The following is an 18,206-nucleotide window of genomic DNA, read 5'->3' as shown; positions in this document are numbered from 1 at the left end:
GGGGAGCTCGAGGACTCGGGGGAACTCGGGGAGGCCACGGCTGCACCGGTGGTGGAACCTCGTCCGCCCTGGGCGCAGCCGGACAGGACGAGGCCCGAGGCGGCGGCGAGGGAGGTCAGCAGGGTGCGGCGGCCGATCAGGCCGTGCGGCGGACGGTGTGCGGACACGCAGGAGCTCCAGTGGGTCGGGGAAAACCGGTGCGCAGGTGCAGGACGGCGGGCATCGGCCGTGGCCCCCAGCGCAACAGGGGGAAGTCTAGCCTCCGGGCGTCGGCGACGGCCATGGCACCGCTCACATCGTCCCGGCCCGCCGGTGGCGCTCGGTGTCCGCCGGGGCCGGGCGCCGAGCGCTGCCGTGACGACGACGGACTGTCGCCGTCGTCGGAGGGCGACAGTCCGTCGTCGGGGAGCCTCCATCAGGGGAGGCGGCGGTCAGGGGCGGCTCAGACGGCCTTGAGGGCGTCGGTGACCTCCTGCAGGCCCTCGCGCAGCAGCTCTTCGGAGATGGTGAGCGGAGGCAGGAAGCGGACCACGTTGCCGTAGGTGCCGCAGGTGAGCAGGATGACGCCGGTCTCGCGGACGGCCTTGGCCACCGCGCCGCAGAGCTCGGCGTCGGGAGCGCCGGTGGCCGGGTCCACGAACTCGATCGCCATCATGGCGCCGCGGCCGCGGACCTCGCCGATGCGGTCGTCCGCGTTCTGCTCGAAGTGGCCGCGGATGACCTGCTCGATCCTCTGGGCCGCCTCGATCAGACCCTGCGACTCGATGGTCTCGAAGACCCCGAGCGCAGCGGCGCAGGCCACCGGGTTGCCGCCATAGGTGCCGCCGAGGCCGCCGGCGTGGACGCTGTCCATGATCTCGGCGCGGCCGGTGAGGGCGGACAGCGGCATGCCGCCGGCGATGCCCTTGGCGGTGGTGATCAGGTCCGGCTCGATGCCCTCGTGCTCGCAGGCGAACCAGGCGCCGGTGCGGGCGAACCCGGACTGCACCTCGTCCGCGATGAACAGGACGCCGTTCTCACGGCACCAGTCGACGACGGTCGGGAGGAAGCCCTCGGCCGGGACGATGAAGCCGCCTTCGCCCTGGACGGGCTCCATGATCACGGCGGCCAGGGAGTCCGCGCCGATCTGCTTCTCCAGGGCGGAGATGGTGGCCTGGGCGGCGGCGACGCCGTCGAGGCCGCCGTCGCGCAGCGGGTAGGAGCCCGGCACCCGGTAGACCTCGGGGGCGAAGGGGCCGAAGGAGTGCTTGTACGGCATCTGCTTCGCCGTCAGTGCCATGGTCAGGGTGGTGCGGCCGTGGTAGGCGTGGTCGAACGCGGCGACGGCCTGGCGGCCGGTGTAGGCGCGGGCCACCTTGACGGCGTTCTCCACGGCCTCGGCGCCGGAGTTGAACAGGGCGGTGCGGGTCTCGCCCGGGACCGGGGACTTCTCACCGAGGCGCTCGGCCACCTCCACGTACCCCTCGTACGGGGTGACCATGAAACAGGTGTGGGTGAACTCGGCCACCTGGGACTGCACGTTCTCCACCACGGCCGGGGCGGCGGCCCCCACGGAGGTCACGGCGATGCCGGAGCCGAGGTCGATGAGGCGGTTGCCGTCCACGTCCTCGAGGATGCCGTCGTACGCGCGGGCCGCGTACACCGGCATGGTCGGGGCGAGGGCGCCCGGGACGGATGCGGCCTGACGGGCGGCAAGCTCGCGCGAGCGCGGGCCGGGGATCTCGGTGGCCAGGTGACGGGACTGCTCCAGGGCAGGGCGCTCGGCGGTGCTCACGGGCGGTTCCTCCAGACGGGGGTCGGTGCGGATGTGCTGATCGAGGAGGAGGAGCTGCGTGGCGGTGTCACGCCGTGCAGTGTGCCGACGGCCGGTCGCCGCAGGCTCGCCGCCGTCCTCTCCTGCGGCGATTCTCCGCCCGCCGGTCCATGCTGTCCAATGATGATCCGTCATAGCGCCTATGCTCTGCAGGCATGAAGCATGCAGACCTGGGGCGCCTGCCCGAGCTGGATCCGTCCTTGGTGTCCGCGTTCCTGCGCACCGTGGAGGCCGGGACGGTCTCGGAGGCCGCCCGCCAGCTGGGCGTGGTGCAGCCGGCGCTGAGCCGCCAGCTGCAGCGCCTCGAACGGCAGACGGGGCTGTCCCTGTTCGCCCGGGGCGGGCCGCGGCTGCGCCTGACGCACACCGGCGAGGCCTTCGTCCCGGTGGCGCGCCGGCTGCTCGCGGAGCACCGGGCGGCGGGCCAGGCTGTCCAGATGCTGGCGGCCGGGCGGCTCGAGTCCGTCCGCTTCGCCGCGCCGGGCACCACGCTCGTGGACGTCGTCATCCCGTTCGTGGCGACGCTGTCCGAGGACGCGCCGCGCGCGGAGGTGGTGGAGACGGACCTGGACGACTCGCTGGCGCAGGCCGTGGCGCACCATGACCTGGTGGTGATGCCGTCCACCCCGCCGGACACCGTGGCCTCCCTGGCATTGGTGGACGCCCCGGTCTGGGCCTATGTGGCCCCGCATCACCGCTGGGCCGGGCGGGGACGGATCAGCGTGGACGACCTCACGGGCGAACGGCTCGTGGTCCCGTCCCGCTCCTTCAAGTCCCGCCGTGTGTTGGACGGGGCGCTCGAGGTGGCCGGGCTGACGGTGCCGGAGGTGACGGAGGTGAACTCCGGTCGCGTGGCGCAGGCGCTCGTGGCCACCGGCGCGGGCGTGGCCGTGGTGACCGAGGACCCCGCCTTCGACCTGGTGCCGCTGCACCTGGCGGCCCGCGGTGCCGACCTCGCCGTGGGGCTGCACGCGGCCTGGGCGCCGGACCACTACGGCGAGGCGACGCTGCGGGCGCTCGCGCAGCAGCTGCAGGGGTGGCTGCGGGACCGGTACCGCGGCTGAGACCGCCGTGGCCGTGCCCTCGGCAGCGGCCACACTTCTGTATCGTCTGGAATCGTGGCGGGCGGCCCGCCGCGGCGGCGACCGTGCCCGCCGTGACCACCGCCGGCCCTGACCGGGCGAGCCCACAGAGCGCAGAAGGGGATCCGAGATGCACAGGAACGTCAAGCGGGCGATCTGGGTGGTCGCACTGCTCGCCTGCCTCGCCGTGGTCTGGTTCTCGGTCCGTGGCCTCTTCGCCTTCGGAGAGGTGCCCATCAGCCAGGCCCCGACGGCGGCGCCGTCGCCGTCCGTCTCCAGTCCCGCCTCGGACACGGCGTCGCCGTCCGTGTCCTCCTCCGGCGCGCCGCCGTCCTCCTCCGGCGTGCCGTCGTCGGCGTCGGCCACCCCGACGCGGGAGGCCGGCGCCCCGTCTGCGACGCAGTCCCCGGCGTCGTCGGAGGCCGCGTCACCGGAGGCCTCCGGCCCTGCGTCCTCGGAGGCCTCCACCCCTGCCGCCCCGACCTCCTCGGAGGCCGCGTCACCGGAGTCCTCAGCCCCGGCATCGGCCTCGGCCGAGCCGGAGCCCAGCCCGTCGCCGACGCCGACCCCCACCGGTCCGCCGGCCGCGCCGATGGACGAGATCACCGCGGCGCCGGTGCATGTGGACGTCTACCACGAAGGGGAGCAGTACATCGGGGCGCCGATCGTTCCGGAGCACCAGGACGAGGACGGGGAGCTGAACCCGGAGCCGCGGAACGTCGGCTGGTACGCGCCGCCCCAGTGGAGCACGACGCCGGGCGAGCTGTCCTCCCATCCGGGCATCCTCACCGGCCACGTCATCCACTCTGGGCTGAAGGATGTGTTCTACCGCCTGGAGGAGACCCGCAAGGGTGACCTCGTGGTGGTGACCTATGAGGACGGGACACAGGCGAAGTTCACCTTGGACACGGACCCGGTCCAGATGGGCAAGCGGGACCTGATCGACTCCCCGGAGTTCGCCTGGGCGTGGGAGCTGGAGGAGCCGGGACGGAAGGTCACGCTCATCACATGCGAGCTCGTCCCGGGCTCCGGCATGACCGGACATTCCGTGGACAACTGGGTGGTCCAGGCGACCCGGATCGCCTGAACCGGACGGTCGCGGACCGGGCGCGCCGTTTTCCCCGGGCGGGTGTCACGACGTACCGTTTCCAGTGAACGGCGGCGTATCCGCCGTCGGGGCCGCACGTCGATGCGTCGGCCCCGCCAGCCGAGAGGAACCCCGCCATGCAGCAGCCGAGCATCCGCCCCGCCTTCCGCCGTCCCCTCCGGACGTTCGCGGTCGGCCTCGGCTCCGTGGCGCTGGCGTTCGGTCTGACCGGCTGCCTGGACAGCGCCCAGTCCGCCCGCGAGCGTGCCGCCGCGGCCACCGCCACGGCGTCCGAGGGCGGCCTGCCCTCGCCGAGCCCGACCCAGGATGCCCAGCGGCGGCAGGACATCGTCTTCGCGTCCACCATGCTGAGGAACCAGCGTCAGGCCGTGGAGTACTCGCAGCTGCTGCTGGACAAGGGCGACGGCGTGGACGAGGAGGCGCGCCGGTTCGCCCGCGCGGTCACCGACCGCCGTCCCGAGCTGATCGACCGCCTGGACGGTCTGCTCCAGGACTGGGGCGTGGAGACCGAGGAAGACGCCGAGGCCGTCGCCGAGGCCAACCCGACACCGACCCCCAGCGGCTTCGCCACAGGTCCCTCCGAGGAGGAGCTGATGGAGGCCAACCAGCAGGCCGCCGCGGACCGCCGTGCGGGCCTGCTGACCTCGGAGGAGAAGCGCGCCCTCGAGTCCGCCACGGACGAGGACGCCGGCCGTCTGTACCTGATGCAGATGCACCGTCTGCACTTCGGCTCCGTGATGATCGCGAACACCCAGGTGGAGGAGGGCGAGGACGAGGACGCCAAGGACCTCGCCGAGGAGATCTCCGAGGACCAGACCCGCGTCATCGACGACGTCCAGCAGCTGCTGGGTGAGATGGGCGTGATCATCGGCGGCAGCCGTGACCACGAGCCGAACCCGAAGAGTGCCCCCGCCTCCATCAACAACGACGACGGCCCGGTCACCTTCAAGCCGGACCCGCCCAGCCCGTCTCCGTCGGAGAGCGACGAGAGCGAGGACGGCGACGACCGCGACCGACGCAGGGCGGACAGGTCCGCGGATTCCTCGCCGTCTCCGAGCCCGGCCGACTCCGACTCCCCGTCGAACGACGACGAGGACGACGACGACTGAGCCTCGGCGGCGACGGCGTTGCACACGCCGCGGGCCCGTGCCGACCCGGCGCGGGCCCGCGGCGTCTCTGCTGAGGCCCGCGCGGACCGGGTGTGCAGTCGACCTACGATGGACCCCATGCCCGCTCACCCGCTTTTCGCCCCCGGTGCGCCGGCCGTCCGTGTCCAGGTCGCCTGCGAGGCGCTGCGCACGGTGACGGTCGGTGCCGTGATGCTCTGTGTGGGCCGGCTGCTCGCCGACGCCCTCGACCGTTCCGCGCAGGTGTCCGTCCCCGTGGTGGCCGCCGCCGTGGCGGCAGCGCTCGTGGCGGCGGCAACAGAGGCCGGCTCCCATGCCGTCCAGGGGCGCAGCATCGCCGCCGAGTCCCGCCGCCTGCGCGGGGCGCTGCTGCGCCGTGCCTTCGCCCTCGGCCCGGCGCGCTTCACCGGTGCGCAGACCGGCCGGCTCGTGGCGATGATGACCGACTCCGTGGAGCGCGTGACCGAGTATCGCCAGGGCTACGTCGGCCGCCTGGTGGGCGCGGTGCTGGCGCCGCTGCTGACCATCCTGCTGGCAGCGGTCTTCGTGGACTGGCTCTCCGCCCTGGTGCTGCTCCTGCTGGTCCCGGTGATCCCCCTGGCGATCACGGGGTTCCGCCGCCTCGTGGCGGGTGTGTCCGCCGCGTCCCGCGAGATGCGCATGCGGCTGGCCGGCCAGTTCCTGGAGGCGATCCAGGGCCTGCCGACGCTCGTGGGCCTGCGTGCGGCCGGCCGTGTGGGCGACCGCCTTCAGGCCGCCGGCGAGCAGAACCGACGGGCCACCATGTCCCTGCTGGCGCGGAACCAGCTCATCCTGTTCGTCACCGAGTCCGTGTTCTCCCTGTTCATGGTCTCCGCCGCCGTGTTGCTCGCCTGGGTCAGGCACGACGACGGCGCCGTCACCGTGGCGGGGGCCCTCGCCCTGGTGCTCCTGTCGACTCAGCTGACCGCGCCGATGAAGCAGATCGGCGGGTTCTTCTACATCGGCATGGCCGGTCGGGCCGGGCAACGGATGATGACCGCCTTCGTGGACCGCGGCGTGGTGCCCGTCGGGCACGCTCACCCCGGTGGCAGACCGGATGCCAGACGGCCCGGCACCCCGGCCGAGACGGCTCCTGCCGCGTCGTCCCCGGCCGAGCCTGCGCCGAGGCGAGGCGATCCTGCGCAGGAGGGGGCCGTCGTCGTGCAGGGCGTGGACTTCTGCTACGAGCCGGGCAGGCCGGTGCTCACGGACGTGGACCTGACCGTGGCCGAACGGGAGACCACGGCGCTGCTGGGCACCTCGGGCTCGGGCAAGTCCACGCTGCTGGGCCTGATCGCCGGGGACCTGCTGCCGGCCTCGGGCACCGTGCACGTGAACGGCGTCCCGCTGACCGCGGCGACCCAGGACGAGGTGCGTGCGGCCTCTGCCGTGGTGCAGCAGCACACGTGGCTGTTCCGGGCGTCGTTGGCGCAGAACCTGCGCATCGCCGCACCGGGGGCCACGGACGAACAGCTCTGGGACGCCCTCGAGCAGGTGGACCTGGCGGGCTGGGCGCGCACGCTGCCGCAGGGACTGGACACACCCGTGGGCGAGCGCGGATTGGGCGTCTCCGGCGGTCAGGGCCAGCGGATCGCCCTGGCCCGCGCGTTCCTGGCCGGCCGACCCCTGGTGATCCTCGACGAGCCGACGAGCCAGGTCGACCTGGAGTCCGAGGCTGTGATCGAGCAGGCGATCGAGCGGTTGGGGGAGCGGGCCACCGTGGTGCTCGCGACGCACCGCCCCGCCCTGGTGACGGGCCGTGCCGTGCGCGTGCGCGGCGGACGGGTGGAGCAGGAGCGGCGATGACGACGACGGCGCAGTCGCGGACGGCCCCGCTGGTAGAGGTGGGCCGCTGGCTGATCCGCGCCACGGCCCCGGTGCTGTGGCCGCTGGCCGGCTCGGTGCTGTTCCGGCACGTCTACTTCGCCGCGGCGGCGGCGCTGTTGGGCGTGGGCGCCGGGGCGATCGCGTCCCTGGCGGTCGACGGGCCGACGCCGGCATGGCTGCCCGGGACGGTGTGGACGCTGATCGGCGTGCTGGCCGGGCTGACCCTGGTGAAGGCCGTGGCCGGCTACCTCGAGCACTTCCTGGGCCACTGGGTGGCGTTCAAGGCGCTCGAGCTGCTGCGCGTGCGCCTGTACCGCGCGCTGGTGCCCCTGGCGCACCAGGCCGCGCGGAACGCCTCCTCGGGTGACCTGCTGACGCGGGCGACCAAGGACGTCGACCGGATCGAGGTGTTCTTCGCGCACACCCTGGCACCGGCGGTGACCGCGGTGACGATGCCCGCGCTGGTCCTGGCCGTGATGGGACCGCAGGTCGGCGGGCCGGCGGCGCTGGCGGCGGGGGTCGGGCTGGGCCTGTCCGTGGTCGTGGTCCCGGCGCTGGGCGTGCGGGCGAGTCAGCGCGGAGCCGACGCGGCCAACGCGCGGCGTGGCGAGATCGCTCAGCACATCACCGACTCGGTGCAGGGCATGTCCGAGGTGACCGGCTACGGCCATGTGGATCGTCGGCTGGAGGAGACGGCGGCGCTGGACGAGGCGCTGCAGTCCGACGGCGCCGTCCGCGGCCGGTGGGCCGTGGCACGGGAGGGCGCCGCCCAGGCGGTGTCCCTGGCCACGCTGCCGGCCGTAGTGGCGGCCGGTGCGTCGTCCGGGGCGGATCTGGTGCCGCTGGCCGCCTTCACCGCGATGGTGTGGGCGCTGTTCGACGCGACCGCCGGCGTGCGTGGGTTCGCCGGGACGCTGGACGCCTCGATGGCCGCGGCGCGCCGTGTGCACCAGATCGCCGTGACGGCCCCCGACGTGGCGGACCCGCCGACGCCGGTGCCGGTGCCCGCGGGGTCTTTGGGCGTGCGCGTGGAGGACGTGGACTACGCGTATCCGTCCGAGGCCGAGGCGCGTCCGACGGCACTCGCGGGCATCACGCTCGAGGTCCCGGCCGGCAGTCACACGGCGCTGATGGGCGCCTCGGGCTCCGGCAAGTCCTCGATCCTGCGCCTGCTTGCCCGACATGACGACGCCACGGCTGGCACGGTCGCGCTGACCGGGGCCGAGGGGGTCGCGGTTCCGGTGTCCGCCGTGGCGTTGGAGGACCTGAGGACGGCCACGCACTACGTGACCCAGCAGACCACGCTGTTCCGCGGCAGCATCGCCGAGAACCTCCGGCTGTCTGCGCCCCGGGCCGGCGACGATCGGCTGTGGGAGGCGCTCGAGGCGGCACAGCTGGCCGAGGCCGTGCGGAAGCGCGGGGGACTGGACACCGAGGTCGGGGAGCAGGGCCGTCGGCTGTCCGGCGGGCAGCGTCAGCGGCTCGGCGTGGCCCGGGCCGTGCTGGCCCGCCCGCGGGTTCTCCTGCTGGACGAGTACACCTCCCACCTGGACCCCGAGACCGCCGCGGCGGTGCGCGCCGGCCTGCGCGCGGCGCTGCCGGAGGCGACGATCGTGGAGGCCACGCACACCTCGGCCGGGCTGGACGCCGCGGACCAGGTGGTGGTGTTGGACGCCGGCCGGATCGTGGCCTGTGGGCGGCCCGAGGACCTGAAGCGCGGCGGACCGCTGGCGAGGCTCATCGCGCGGGAGACGGACCGGGCGTGACCATTCTGTGTCGTGGGTGACAGGGCTGTTGCGATGTCGGTGTTCCCCTGGCATCTGCTCACCGGATTCGTAGGCTGTGACGCGGAGGGGACATGTGACATGGGGCACGTTCCTTTCGGCCGCGCCAGGCCGGCCGCGGTCACACGCACATCCATGGGAGTGAAGCATCATGACCCGCGCGACGACCATCGGCCACCGCACCGCCCTCGGCATGGGGGCGCTGGCCCTGACCGCAGCAATGCTGGCACCGGGAGCCGGTGCCGAGACCGCCGGCACCCAGGGCGGCAACCCGGAACCCGGCTCGGTGGGTGGGATCGGAGACCCCGCCGTCTGGGGCTGCTTCGTGGGCTCCACCACGGGCAAGGGCGTCGGCGAGCCCGACTCCACCGGGCGACTGCGCAGCGCCCACCAGATCGTGTTCGCACTGCAGCGCGGTCCCGGTCAGGAGGGCGCCGTCGCCGCGGACCAGGTGACGGTCACCGCGGTGCCCCGCGGCGCCGACACCGAGCCGGTGGAGGTCCCGTTCAGCTTCGAGGGCCCGGTCGGCACCGTGTGGACCAGTGACCTCGGCGACGCGCTCGGGCTCGAGGAGGGCACGGACACCAGCCACGTCGGCGAGGTGGACGTCACCGTCACGGTCGACGGCACCGCCGAGGTGGTGGCGACCCTGGAGATGGCGAAGGGCGGCACGCCCGTGGACCACCGGTGCGAGAACACCAACACCGAGTCCGGGCCGCTCTGGATCGACGTCCACTGGACCGCGGTCCCCATGAACATGAACGACCGCGGCTTCCTCGACGGCGGCGGCTGGGCCTTCACCAGCGACGTCCGCGAGTGGATGCCGTTCCGCTGGCAGAGCGACGACGCCACCGCCACCGGGACGCACTATGTGCCCGCCGACGAGGTCGAGTGGACCGAGCACACGCCGAGCGTGTTCCCGCTGCACGGGTTCGAATCCGGCAGACACTACGGGACCAACGTCAGCACCCTGTCCGGAGAGTCGGACCTGAGCTGGATCGAGGCCGAGGGCGTCGGCCCGGACGGCAAGACCTACAGGAGGCTCAGCCTGATCGACCCGATGACCCAGAAGACCTACGACGCGACGCTGGACGGCGCGGTCCCGGTGGCCGGCATGAGCGCCGAGGACAAGAAGGACATGACGCCGCAGCTTCTCCTGCGGGACACGCAGCCCGAGGACCCGAACGAGCCGGCGGACGACGGTCACACCGTCCCGGACAAGGTGGAGACCGGTGGCTCCGCTGCCGGCGGCCTCGCGCTGGCAGGTCTGGGCGGGGCGACCGGCCTGGTGGCGCTGCGCCGCAGGTTCGGCATGGCCTGAGGGCCACGCCGTCACGAATCCGGCGGGAGAGGCGATTCCCCGCGCCGCCCGTCGAAGGCAGAGGGATGAGACAGATCGCGTCGAGCGCGTGGTGTGTGCCCCTCGCCGCCGGTCGAAGACGGAAGGGCCGTCGTCGTGAGCTGATGGGAGCCGCGGCGGCGGCCCTCGGCCGTCCCTGTCCGGCCCCGCCGACGATCGGGAGGGGCGGAGCGTGGTCAGTCCTCGGCTGAGGGCGGAGGGTCGATCGGCGCCGCGGTGGAGTTCTTGTCCTGTCCGGGCCTACATCTAGTGTTCGGACCATGCAGACACGCCGACGTTTCGAGTGGTGGACATCGCTGAAAGGCGTGTGCAGATGTGCACTGTGCCCGTCCACCGGCTGTGGACAGCGTGGGGTCGAAGCGGCCCGATCCGCGTGTTCGCGCGGATCGTGGTCGGCCGGGAATGTGGATGGGGTGTGGAGAGAGTGTGAACGATGAATGACATCCGTGTAAGCACTACATCTAGGGATGCTCGCGCCCGCCGATCACCACATGTAGTATCGACGGGAACGAAAGCACGAATCCCCGGATTCCGCTCCGGGACCGGTGTGAGCCCCAGTCGGGGCCCGTCGGATGAGAAGCAAAGGGATACAGATGACCGTCACCGTCTACACCAAGCCGGCCTGCGTGCAGTGCAACGCCACCTACCGTGCGCTGGACAAGAAGGGCATCGCCTACAAGACCGTCGACATGTCCCAGGACCCGGAGGCCCTGGAGCAGGTTCGTGCCCTCGGCTTCATGCAGGCACCGGTCGTCATGACCGAGTCCGACTCCTGGTCCGGCTTCCGCCCGGACAAGATCGAGGAGCTGGCCCAGGCCGCCGCCACCTCAGTCGCTTGAGTGGCAACGTGGTGCAGATGACCCGAGTCGAGGACCCCCACCACATCCGATCTTCCGCAGCGCAGGGACTCGTCCCCACGGACGCCCGGCTCATCTACTTCTCCTCGGCGTCCGGGTACACGCACCGCTTCGTCCAGAAGCTCGCCCTGCCCGAGGGTCAGACGGCGCGGCTGCCCCTGATCACGAAGGAGCCGACGCTGGAGGCCACCGCCCCGTTCGTCCTGCTCACCCCCACCTACGGCGGGGGAGACGGGAAGGGGGCGGTCCCCAAGCAGGTGATCAAGTTCCTCAACGTCGAGGGGAACCGGAGGCTGCTGCAGGGCGTGATCGCCAGCGGCAACACCAACTTCAACGAGGGGTACTGCCTCGCGGGATACATCATCGCCCGCAAGTGTCAGGTGCCCCTGATGTACAAGTTCGAACTCATGGGCACGTCGGACGACGTGACCCGCGTCCGCGAAGGATTGGAAGGGATCTTCTGATGACCGTCACCGAGCAGGACCTCATCCAGCAGGCCAAGCACCTGCCGCCGGAGTGGCAGGGTCTGGGCTACCACGAGCTCAACGCCATGCTGAACCTGTATGGCCCCGACGGCAAGATCCAGTTCGAGGCCGACCACGCCGCCGCGCGGCAGTACTTCCTGCAGCACGTCAACAACAACACGGTCTTCTTCCACGACCTCGAGGAGAAGCTGACCTACCTGCAGGAGAACGACTACTACGAGTCCGAGACCTTCGAGCAGTACCCGTTCGAGTTCGTCAAGGGCCTGTTCGACCGTGCCTACAAGGCGAAGTTCCGCTTCCCGACCTTCCTCGGCGCCTTCAAGTTCTACACCTCCTACGCGCTGAAGACCTTCGACGGCAAGCGCTATCTCGAGCGCTACGAGGACCGGGTCTCCGTGGTGGCCCTCCACCTCGCCCAGGGCGATCAGGCCCTGGCCGAGCACCTCGTGGACGAGATGGTCGCCGGCCGCTTCCAGCCCGCCACCCCGACCTTCCTCAACGCAGGCAAGAAGCAGCGCGGCGAACTCGTCTCCTGCTTCCTGCTGCGCATCGAGGACAACATGGAGTCCATCGCCCGCGGCATCAACTCCGCCCTGCAGCTGTCCAAGCGCGGCGGCGGCGTGGCCCTCTCGCTCACCAACATCCGTGAGCACGGTGCCCCCATCAAGCAGATCGAGAACCAGTCCTCCGGCGTCATCCCCGTGATGAAGCTGCTCGAGGACTCCTTCTCCTACGCGAACCAGCTCGGCGCCCGCCAGGGAGCCGGCGCCGTGTACCTGCACGCGCACCACCCGGACATCCATCGCTTCCTGGACACGAAGCGTGAGAACGCGGACGAGAAGATCCGCATCAAGACCCTGTCCCTCGGCGTGGTCATCCCGGACATCACCTTCGAGCTGGCCAAGCGCAACGAGGACATGTACCTCTTCTCCCCGTACGACGTGGAGCGTGTCTACGGCAAGCCGTTCTCCGAGATCTCCGTCACGGAGAAGTACCACGAGATGGTGGACGACGCCCGGATCAAGAAGACCAAGATCAACGCGCGCGAGTTCTTCCAGACCCTCGCGGAGATCCAGTTCGAGTCCGGCTACCCGTACATCGTCTTCGAGGACACCGTGAACCGCGCGAACCCGATCGCCGGCCGCATCACCATGTCCAACCTCTGCTCCGAGATCCTGCAGGTCTCCTCCGCCTCGCAGTACAACGAGGACCTGACCTACGCCGAGGTCGGTGAGGACATCTCCTGCAACCTCGGCTCCATGAACATCGCGAAGACCATGGACTCGCCGGACTTCGGCCTGTCCATCGAGACGGCGATCCGCGCGCTGACCGCCGTGTCCACCATGTCCGACATCCAGTCGGTCCCCTCGGTGGCCAAGGGCAACGAACGCTCCCACGCCATCGGCCTGGGGCAGATGAACCTCCACGGCTACCTCGCCCGCGAGCGGGTGCACTACGGCTCCGAGGAGGGCATCGACTTCACGAACATGTACTTCTACGCGGTGCTGTTCCACGCGCTGCGCGCCTCGAACAAGATCGCCATCGAGCGCGGTCAGAGGTTCGGCGGGTTCGAGGACTCGACGTACGCCTCCGGCGAGTTCTTCGACAAGTACACCGAGCAGGAGTGGAAGCCCGCCACCGAGCGAGTCGCAGCCCTGTTCGCGGACGCGGACATCCACCTGCCGACCCGCGAGGACTGGCTCGAGCTCAAGGCCTCCGTCATGGAGCACGGCATCTTCAACCGCAACCTGCAGGCCGTCCCGCCGACCGGCTCGATCTCCTACATCAACAACTCGACCTCCTCGATCCACCCGGTGGCCTCGAAGATCGAGATCCGCAAGGAGGGCAAGCTCGGCCGCGTCTACTACCCGGCCCCGTACCTGACCAACGAGAACCTCGAGTACTACGAGGACGCGTACGAGATCGGCTACGAGAAGATCATCGACACCTACGCCGCTGCCACCCAGCATGTGGACCAGGGGCTGTCCCTGACGCTGTTCTTCAAGGACACGGCCACCACCCGTGACCTGAACCGTGCGCAGATCTACGCCTGGAAGAAGGGCATCAAGACGATCTACTACATCCGCCTACGCCAGCTCGCCCTGGAAGGCACCGAGGTCGAGGGCTGCGTGTCCTGCATGCTCTGAGCCGGCCACGCGCCGTCCGCCGCCGCACCGGAAGGCGGCGAGCGGCCGTCGTCGTGAAGCACGGAAGGGGCCGGGCGAGAACCCGCCCGGCCCCTCCGTCACACCCCTGGGGGACACCCCGGGGACACCCCGTTCCGCCCACGGCGAGGCACGCCCGACGTGTCCGGCCGTTGGCCTAGACTGACCACTCGAACAGCCGGGCTTCCGTGCGTGCCGATCACCCTGGAAGCCGCAAGAACACGCCGATTCTCCTGTGTGAGAAGCCGGCCCCACGTACCGCCGAAGGATGAGCACTCCGTGACTGACCAGCAGCACCACCTCGTCGAAGCGATCAACTGGAACCGCATCCAGGACGAGAAGGACGTCGAGGTGTGGAACCGCCTCGTGAACAACTTCTGGCTGCCGGAGAAGGTTCCGCTGTCCAACGACGCGCAGTCCTGGTCCAACCTGACCGACGACGAGCGCCTGCTCTCCATGCGGGTGTTCACCGGCCTGACCCTGCTGGACACCATCCAGGGCACCGTCGGCGCCGTGTCCCTCATCCCGGACGCCATCACCCCGCACGAGGAGGCCGTCTACACGAACATCGCGTTCATGGAGTCGGTGCACGCGAAGTCCTACTCCTCGATCTTCTCCACCCTCGCCTCCACCAAGGAGATCGACGAGGCCTTCCGCTGGTCCCGGGAGAACACGAACCTGCAGCGCAAGGCCGCGCTGATCGTGGAGCGCTACGACGGCGAGGACCCGTACAAGAAGAAGATCGCCTCCACCCTGCTGGAGTCCTTCCTCTTCTACTCCGGCTTCTACTGGCCGATGTACCTGTCCTCCCACGCGCGCCTGACCAACACCGCGGACCTGATCCGCCTGATCATCCGCGACGAGGCCGTGCACGGCTACTACATCGGCTACAAGTACCAGCGGAACCTCGAGACCCTGCCCGAGGAGAAGCGCGAGGAGCTCAAGGCCTTCACCTACGAGCTGCTCTTCGAGCTGTACGAGAACGAGGTCGAGTACACCCACGCCCTCTACGACTCCGTCGGGCTGGCCGAGGACGTCAAGAAGTTCCTGCACTACAACGCCAACAAGGCCCTGATGAACCTGGGCTACGAGGCGATGTTCCCGGCCGAGACCACCAACGTGAACCCGGCGATCCTCTCCGCCCTGTCCCCGAACTCGGACGAGAACCACGACTTCTTCTCCGGCTCCGGCTCCTCCTACGTGATCGGCAAGGCCGAGAACACCGAAGACGACGACTGGGACTTCTGAGCCCGCCCGCCTGACCTGCTCTGCACGCCCTCCCCGGCACCGAGCGGTCGACGACGGCCCGCATCCTCTGCGCGAGGGTGCGGGCCGCCGTCGTCTCCGACCGCCCTGCGGAAGGTCATGCGGCGTCATGCAGCCCGGTGCCGGGCGTGGAATCCCTCACATGCGCCCCCAGAAGCCGCCCGGAATGCCGTGCGCGGCGCGTGGACACGTTACGATCATGCCCAGCTTCAGGAGAAGCGGCTTACGGCCCCGCCGGCGAAGCGGGGCCACGTGGTCCCAGGACGAGCCGCTCACCAACCCCATGTTCACGGGTGGTATCGGACCGAGAAGCGGCCCACTTCCGCCGCGCGGAGGACCCCGACGACGGGGACGCGCGCGGTGGCTGGAGGCGGGCAAGAGCAGACCCTCGAAAGGAAGTACACCGGCGCGGCACGGGCGTCTCCGCCCTGGCCGCGCAGGCGCGGCCCCACCGGCGTCGGCACTCTCCGTCCCCGCCCCGGCCGGGCACGCCGTTCAGCACCGCACCCGACCCCGTCCCGGACGAGCCGAGGACGGGCAGGCGTCGTTTCCCCCTGTCCCAGAGGAGATCCCCATGTCCCAGCACCCCGCACTGTCCCGCCGTTCGTTCGGCGCCCTCTCCCTCGCCGCCGTCGGCTCCCTGGCCCTCTCGGCCTGCAACTCGCAGGCGCAGGACGACTCCGCCAACGGCGGCAAGGGCAAGATCGTCATCGGCATCGTGGGCGAGAACGAGACCAACAAGCTGTTCGTGGAGCTTGCCAAGAAGGAGCTGGACCTCGACGTGGAGATCCGCAACTTCACGGAGTACACCCAGCCGAACCCGGCGCTGGAGAACGGCGACATCCAGATGAACTGGTTCCAGCACATCGCCTACCTGGCCGACTACAACGAGGCCTCGGGCAGCGACCTGGTGATGATCGGCTCCACCGAGATCATCCCCCTGCCGCTGTACTCGAAGAAGTACAAGGACGTGGAGGACTTCCAGAAGGGGGACACCGTCGCGATCCCGAACGACACCGTCAACCAGGGCCGCGCCATCGGCGTGCTCGTGCAGGCCGGCCTGGTCACGCTCAAGAACGACACGATCCGCCCGGAGCCGAAGGACATCGACGAGTCCGCCTCCACCGTGAAGGTGCAGCCGGTGGCCGCGCAGCAGACCGTGAACGCGCTGGAGTCCGTGCAGGGCGCGGTGATCAACAACGACTTCTCCGCCGACGCCGGGATCGACACGAACACCGCTCTGTTCCAGGACGACCCGTCCGCAGACGCCGCCAAGCCGTTCGTCAACGGGTTCGTGGTCCGCCAGGAGGACAAGGACGACGAGACGTACAAGAAGCTCGCCGAGCTCTACCACAACCAGCAGATCCTGGACTCGGACGCCGAGCTCTCCTCCGGCACCTCCGTGCCGGTGCAGCTGGAGCAGGACGAGATCGATCGGGTCACCGAGGACTACCAGGCCGCGATCGCCGAGCAGGGCTCCTGATGCCCATGGCAGCGCACACCCCTGACCGAAAGCGGCTCGCCCCCGGGCGCACCGCAGAGGGCGCCGCGGGGGAGCCCGTCATCGTCTTCGACCACGTCAGCCGCGTCTTCGGCGGGCGCAGCGGCGAGGTCACGGCGGTGGACGACGTCTCCCTGACCGTCCACCGCGGCGAGGTCTTCGGAGTCATCGGCTTCTCCGGCGCCGGCAAGTCCACCCTGATCCGCATGATCAACGGACTGGAGAAGCCCACCTCCGGCACCGTCACGGTGCTCGGCGAGGAGGTCTCCGCGCTCTCCGAGGCGAAGCTGCGGCCGGTGCGTCGACGCATCGGCATGGTGTTCCAGCAGTTCAACCTCATGCACTCGCGGACCGTCGCCGGCAACGTGAACTACGCCCTGGCAACCGCCGGCTGGCCGAAGGCCAGGCGCCGGGAGCGCGTGGCCGAGCTGCTGGAGTTCGTGGGCCTGGCTGAGAAGGCCAAGCACTACCCGGAGCAGCTCTCCGGCGGGCAGAAGCAGCGCGTGGGCATCGCACGGGCGCTGGCCGCCGAGCCGGAGATCCTGCTCGCGGACGAGGCCACCTCCGCGCTGGACCCGTCCACGACCTCCGAGGTCCTGTCCGTGCTGCGGCGCGTCAACGAGGAGCTCGGTGTGACGATCGTGGCCATCACCCACGAGATGGAGGTCATCCGCTCCATCGCGGACCGGGTGGCCGTGATGGACGCGGGCCGCGTCGTGGAATCCGGTCGAGTGTTCGACCTGTTCTCCCGCACGAACCACTCCGCGGATGCCGCGTCCTTCGTCACCACGGCGCTCAAGGACCGGCCCAATGCGGAGGAGGTGGCCCGCATCCGCCGGCGCACCGACGGGCGGTTGGTCATGGTGTCCCTGCGGGACGCCGCCGCGGTGTCCGCGGTACTCGGCACGGCCGGTCAGCGGGGCGTCGGATTCGAGATCGTCCACGGCGGCGTGTCCGCCACCAAGGACTCCGCGTACGGGCTGCTCACCGTGTCACTGACCGGGGAGGAGACGGCGGTGGAGGACTTCCTCGCGGACCTGGGCCGCGCCGGAGACGTGCAGGAGGTGCAGCAGTGATCCAGGACTTCCTCAACCTCGACTGGGACTACTACGGCCCGGAGCTGTGGACCGCCATGGGGGACACCATCTACATGGTGATGTGGTCCTTCCTGCTCGGCGGCGCGATCGGCCTGGTCCTCGGATTCGTCCTCTACACCACGCGTCCCGGCGGCATCTTCGCGAACCGGGTGGTCAACCTGGCCATCAACGTCGTGGTGAACCTGATCCGGCCCATCCCGTTCGTCATCCTCATCGCGGCCCTGCAGCCGTTGACCATCGCGGTGGTCGGCAGCGGCATCGGCAACACCGCGGTGGTGTTCTGCATGATCTGGGCCTCCACGTTCGCCATCGCCCGCATCGTGGAGCAGAACCTGGTCTCCCTGGATCCCGGGGTGATCGAGGCGGCCCGGGCGATGGGCGCCTCACGGTGGCGGATCGTCACCACCGTGATGCTTCCCGAGGCGCTCGGCCCGCTGATCCTCGGATACACGTTCGTGATCATCTCGCTGGTGGACATGTCTGCACTGGCCGGCATCATCGGCGGCGGCGGCATCGGCAACTTCGCCATCGTGGAGGGCTACAACCGGTTCCGTCCTGCGGTCACCTGGACCGCGGTCATCGTCGTCGTCGTGTTCGTCCAGGCCCTGCAGCTGGTCGGCAACTGGGCGGCCCGCAAGGTCATGCGCCGCTGAGCGCCGGCTCGGCCCCGCGCCACGACGGCCGGTGACGTCCCTGCGGGGACGTCACCGGCC

At 70.5% G+C, this 18,206-nt stretch carries 14 protein-coding genes; 13 read left to right on the top strand and 1 reads right to left on the bottom strand.

Features of this window, described 5'->3' with window-relative positions; all coding sequences use genetic code 11:
* Nucleotides 1-442: 442 nt before the first annotated feature.
* Complete coding sequence (gabT, locus tag FM125_RS01960) at nt 443-1,774, bottom strand: 4-aminobutyrate--2-oxoglutarate transaminase (RefSeq protein ID WP_067190127.1); 1,332 nt, start codon at nt 1,772-1,774, stop codon at nt 443-445.
* Between the two features lie 194 nt (nt 1,775-1,968).
* On the opposite strand from gabT, the gene FM125_RS01955 reads away from it, so the two are divergent.
* The 13 genes from FM125_RS01955 (at nt 1,969) to FM125_RS01895 (ending at nt 18,146) form a co-directional block, all read left to right on the top strand.
* Complete coding sequence (locus tag FM125_RS01955; protein WP_245232072.1) at nt 1,969-2,877, top strand: LysR family transcriptional regulator; 909 nt, start codon at nt 1,969-1,971, stop codon at nt 2,875-2,877.
* A gap of 148 nt (nt 2,878-3,025) precedes the next feature.
* A complete protein-coding gene (locus tag FM125_RS01950; protein ID WP_087133469.1) occupies nt 3,026-3,982 on the top strand; it encodes a class F sortase in 957 nt (318 codons plus the stop codon).
* Nucleotides 3,983-4,119: 137 nt separating this feature from the next.
* Complete coding sequence (locus tag FM125_RS01945; RefSeq protein ID WP_067190130.1) at nt 4,120-5,112, top strand: DUF305 domain-containing protein; 993 nt, start codon at nt 4,120-4,122, stop codon at nt 5,110-5,112.
* 117 nt (nt 5,113-5,229) lie between these two features.
* Nucleotides 5,230-6,957, top strand: coding sequence for an ABC transporter ATP-binding protein/permease (locus tag FM125_RS01940; protein WP_180525290.1), 1,728 nt, complete (start codon nt 5,230-5,232; stop codon nt 6,955-6,957).
* On the top strand, nt 6,954-8,744 hold the full coding sequence (locus FM125_RS01935; protein ID WP_087133467.1) for an amino acid ABC transporter ATP-binding/permease protein: 1,791 nt from the start codon (nt 6,954-6,956) through the stop codon (nt 8,742-8,744). Before FM125_RS01940 ends, FM125_RS01935 begins: the two co-directional genes overlap by 4 nt.
* Before the next feature lie 169 nt (nt 8,745-8,913).
* Nucleotides 8,914-10,083 (top strand): hypothetical protein, encoded by a 1,170-nt coding sequence (locus FM125_RS01930; protein WP_087133466.1) that lies wholly within the window; start codon nt 8,914-8,916, stop codon nt 10,081-10,083.
* A 632-nt stretch (nt 10,084-10,715) separates the two neighbouring features.
* Nucleotides 10,716-10,961 (top strand): glutaredoxin-like protein NrdH, encoded by a 246-nt coding sequence (gene nrdH / locus FM125_RS01925; RefSeq protein WP_067190167.1) that lies wholly within the window; start codon nt 10,716-10,718, stop codon nt 10,959-10,961.
* Nucleotides 10,962-10,978: 17 nt separating this feature from the next.
* Nucleotides 10,979-11,443, top strand: coding sequence for a class Ib ribonucleoside-diphosphate reductase assembly flavoprotein NrdI (gene nrdI, locus FM125_RS01920; protein ID WP_087133482.1), 465 nt, complete (start codon nt 10,979-10,981; stop codon nt 11,441-11,443).
* Nucleotides 11,443-13,611, top strand: a complete 2,169-nt coding sequence (gene nrdE, locus FM125_RS01915) for a class 1b ribonucleoside-diphosphate reductase subunit alpha (protein WP_087133465.1) — start codon at nt 11,443-11,445, stop codon at nt 13,609-13,611. The genes nrdI and nrdE overlap by 1 nt, the downstream gene beginning before the upstream one ends.
* A 297-nt stretch (nt 13,612-13,908) precedes the next feature.
* Entirely contained in the window at nt 13,909-14,877 is a 969-nt protein-coding gene (gene nrdF, locus FM125_RS01910; protein ID WP_067190140.1) for a class 1b ribonucleoside-diphosphate reductase subunit beta, read from the top strand.
* A 592-nt stretch (nt 14,878-15,469) separates the two neighbouring features.
* Nucleotides 15,470-16,378, top strand: coding sequence for a MetQ/NlpA family ABC transporter substrate-binding protein (locus FM125_RS01905; protein ID WP_067190142.1), 909 nt, complete (start codon nt 15,470-15,472; stop codon nt 16,376-16,378).
* Between the two features lie 5 nt (nt 16,379-16,383).
* Complete coding sequence (locus FM125_RS01900) at nt 16,384-17,472, top strand: methionine ABC transporter ATP-binding protein (RefSeq protein ID WP_087133481.1); 1,089 nt, start codon at nt 16,384-16,386, stop codon at nt 17,470-17,472.
* A complete protein-coding gene (locus FM125_RS01895) occupies nt 17,469-18,146 on the top strand; it encodes a methionine ABC transporter permease (RefSeq protein WP_087133464.1) in 678 nt (225 codons plus the stop codon). Before FM125_RS01900 ends, FM125_RS01895 begins: the two co-directional genes overlap by 4 nt.
* Nucleotides 18,147-18,206: the final 60 nt, after the last annotated feature.

The organism is Micrococcus lylae (assembly GCF_900163825.1).
In the GTDB taxonomy this organism is placed as follows: Bacteria; Actinomycetota; Actinomycetes; order Actinomycetales; family Micrococcaceae; genus Micrococcus; species Micrococcus lylae.
This window is presented reverse-complemented; position numbering and strand designations above follow the sequence as displayed.

Bases quoted from the DNA above. Each gene is read 5' to 3' on its own strand.
- FM125_RS01945 (WP_067190130.1), top strand. From the start codon at position 4,120: ATGCAGCAGCCGAGCATCCGCCCCGCCTTCCGCCGTCCCCTCCGGACG.
- nrdH (WP_067190167.1), top strand. From the start codon at position 10,716: ATGACCGTCACCGTCTACACCAAGCCGGCCTGCGTGCAGTGCAACGCC.
- FM125_RS01955 (WP_245232072.1), top strand. From the start codon at position 1,969: ATGAAGCATGCAGACCTGGGGCGCCTGCCCGAGCTGGATCCGTCCTTG.
- nrdE (WP_087133465.1), top strand. From the start codon at position 11,443: ATGACCGTCACCGAGCAGGACCTCATCCAGCAGGCCAAGCACCTGCCG.
- FM125_RS01950 (WP_087133469.1), top strand. From the start codon at position 3,026: ATGCACAGGAACGTCAAGCGGGCGATCTGGGTGGTCGCACTGCTCGCC.
- FM125_RS01940 (WP_180525290.1), top strand. From the start codon at position 5,230: ATGCCCGCTCACCCGCTTTTCGCCCCCGGTGCGCCGGCCGTCCGTGTC.
- nrdI (WP_087133482.1), top strand. From the start codon at position 10,979: ATGACCCGAGTCGAGGACCCCCACCACATCCGATCTTCCGCAGCGCAG.
- FM125_RS01930 (WP_087133466.1), top strand. From the start codon at position 8,914: ATGACCCGCGCGACGACCATCGGCCACCGCACCGCCCTCGGCATGGGG.
- FM125_RS01900 (WP_087133481.1), top strand. From the start codon at position 16,384: ATGGCAGCGCACACCCCTGACCGAAAGCGGCTCGCCCCCGGGCGCACC.
- FM125_RS01935 (WP_087133467.1), top strand. From the start codon at position 6,954: ATGACGACGACGGCGCAGTCGCGGACGGCCCCGCTGGTAGAGGTGGGC.
- FM125_RS01905 (WP_067190142.1), top strand. From the start codon at position 15,470: ATGTCCCAGCACCCCGCACTGTCCCGCCGTTCGTTCGGCGCCCTCTCC.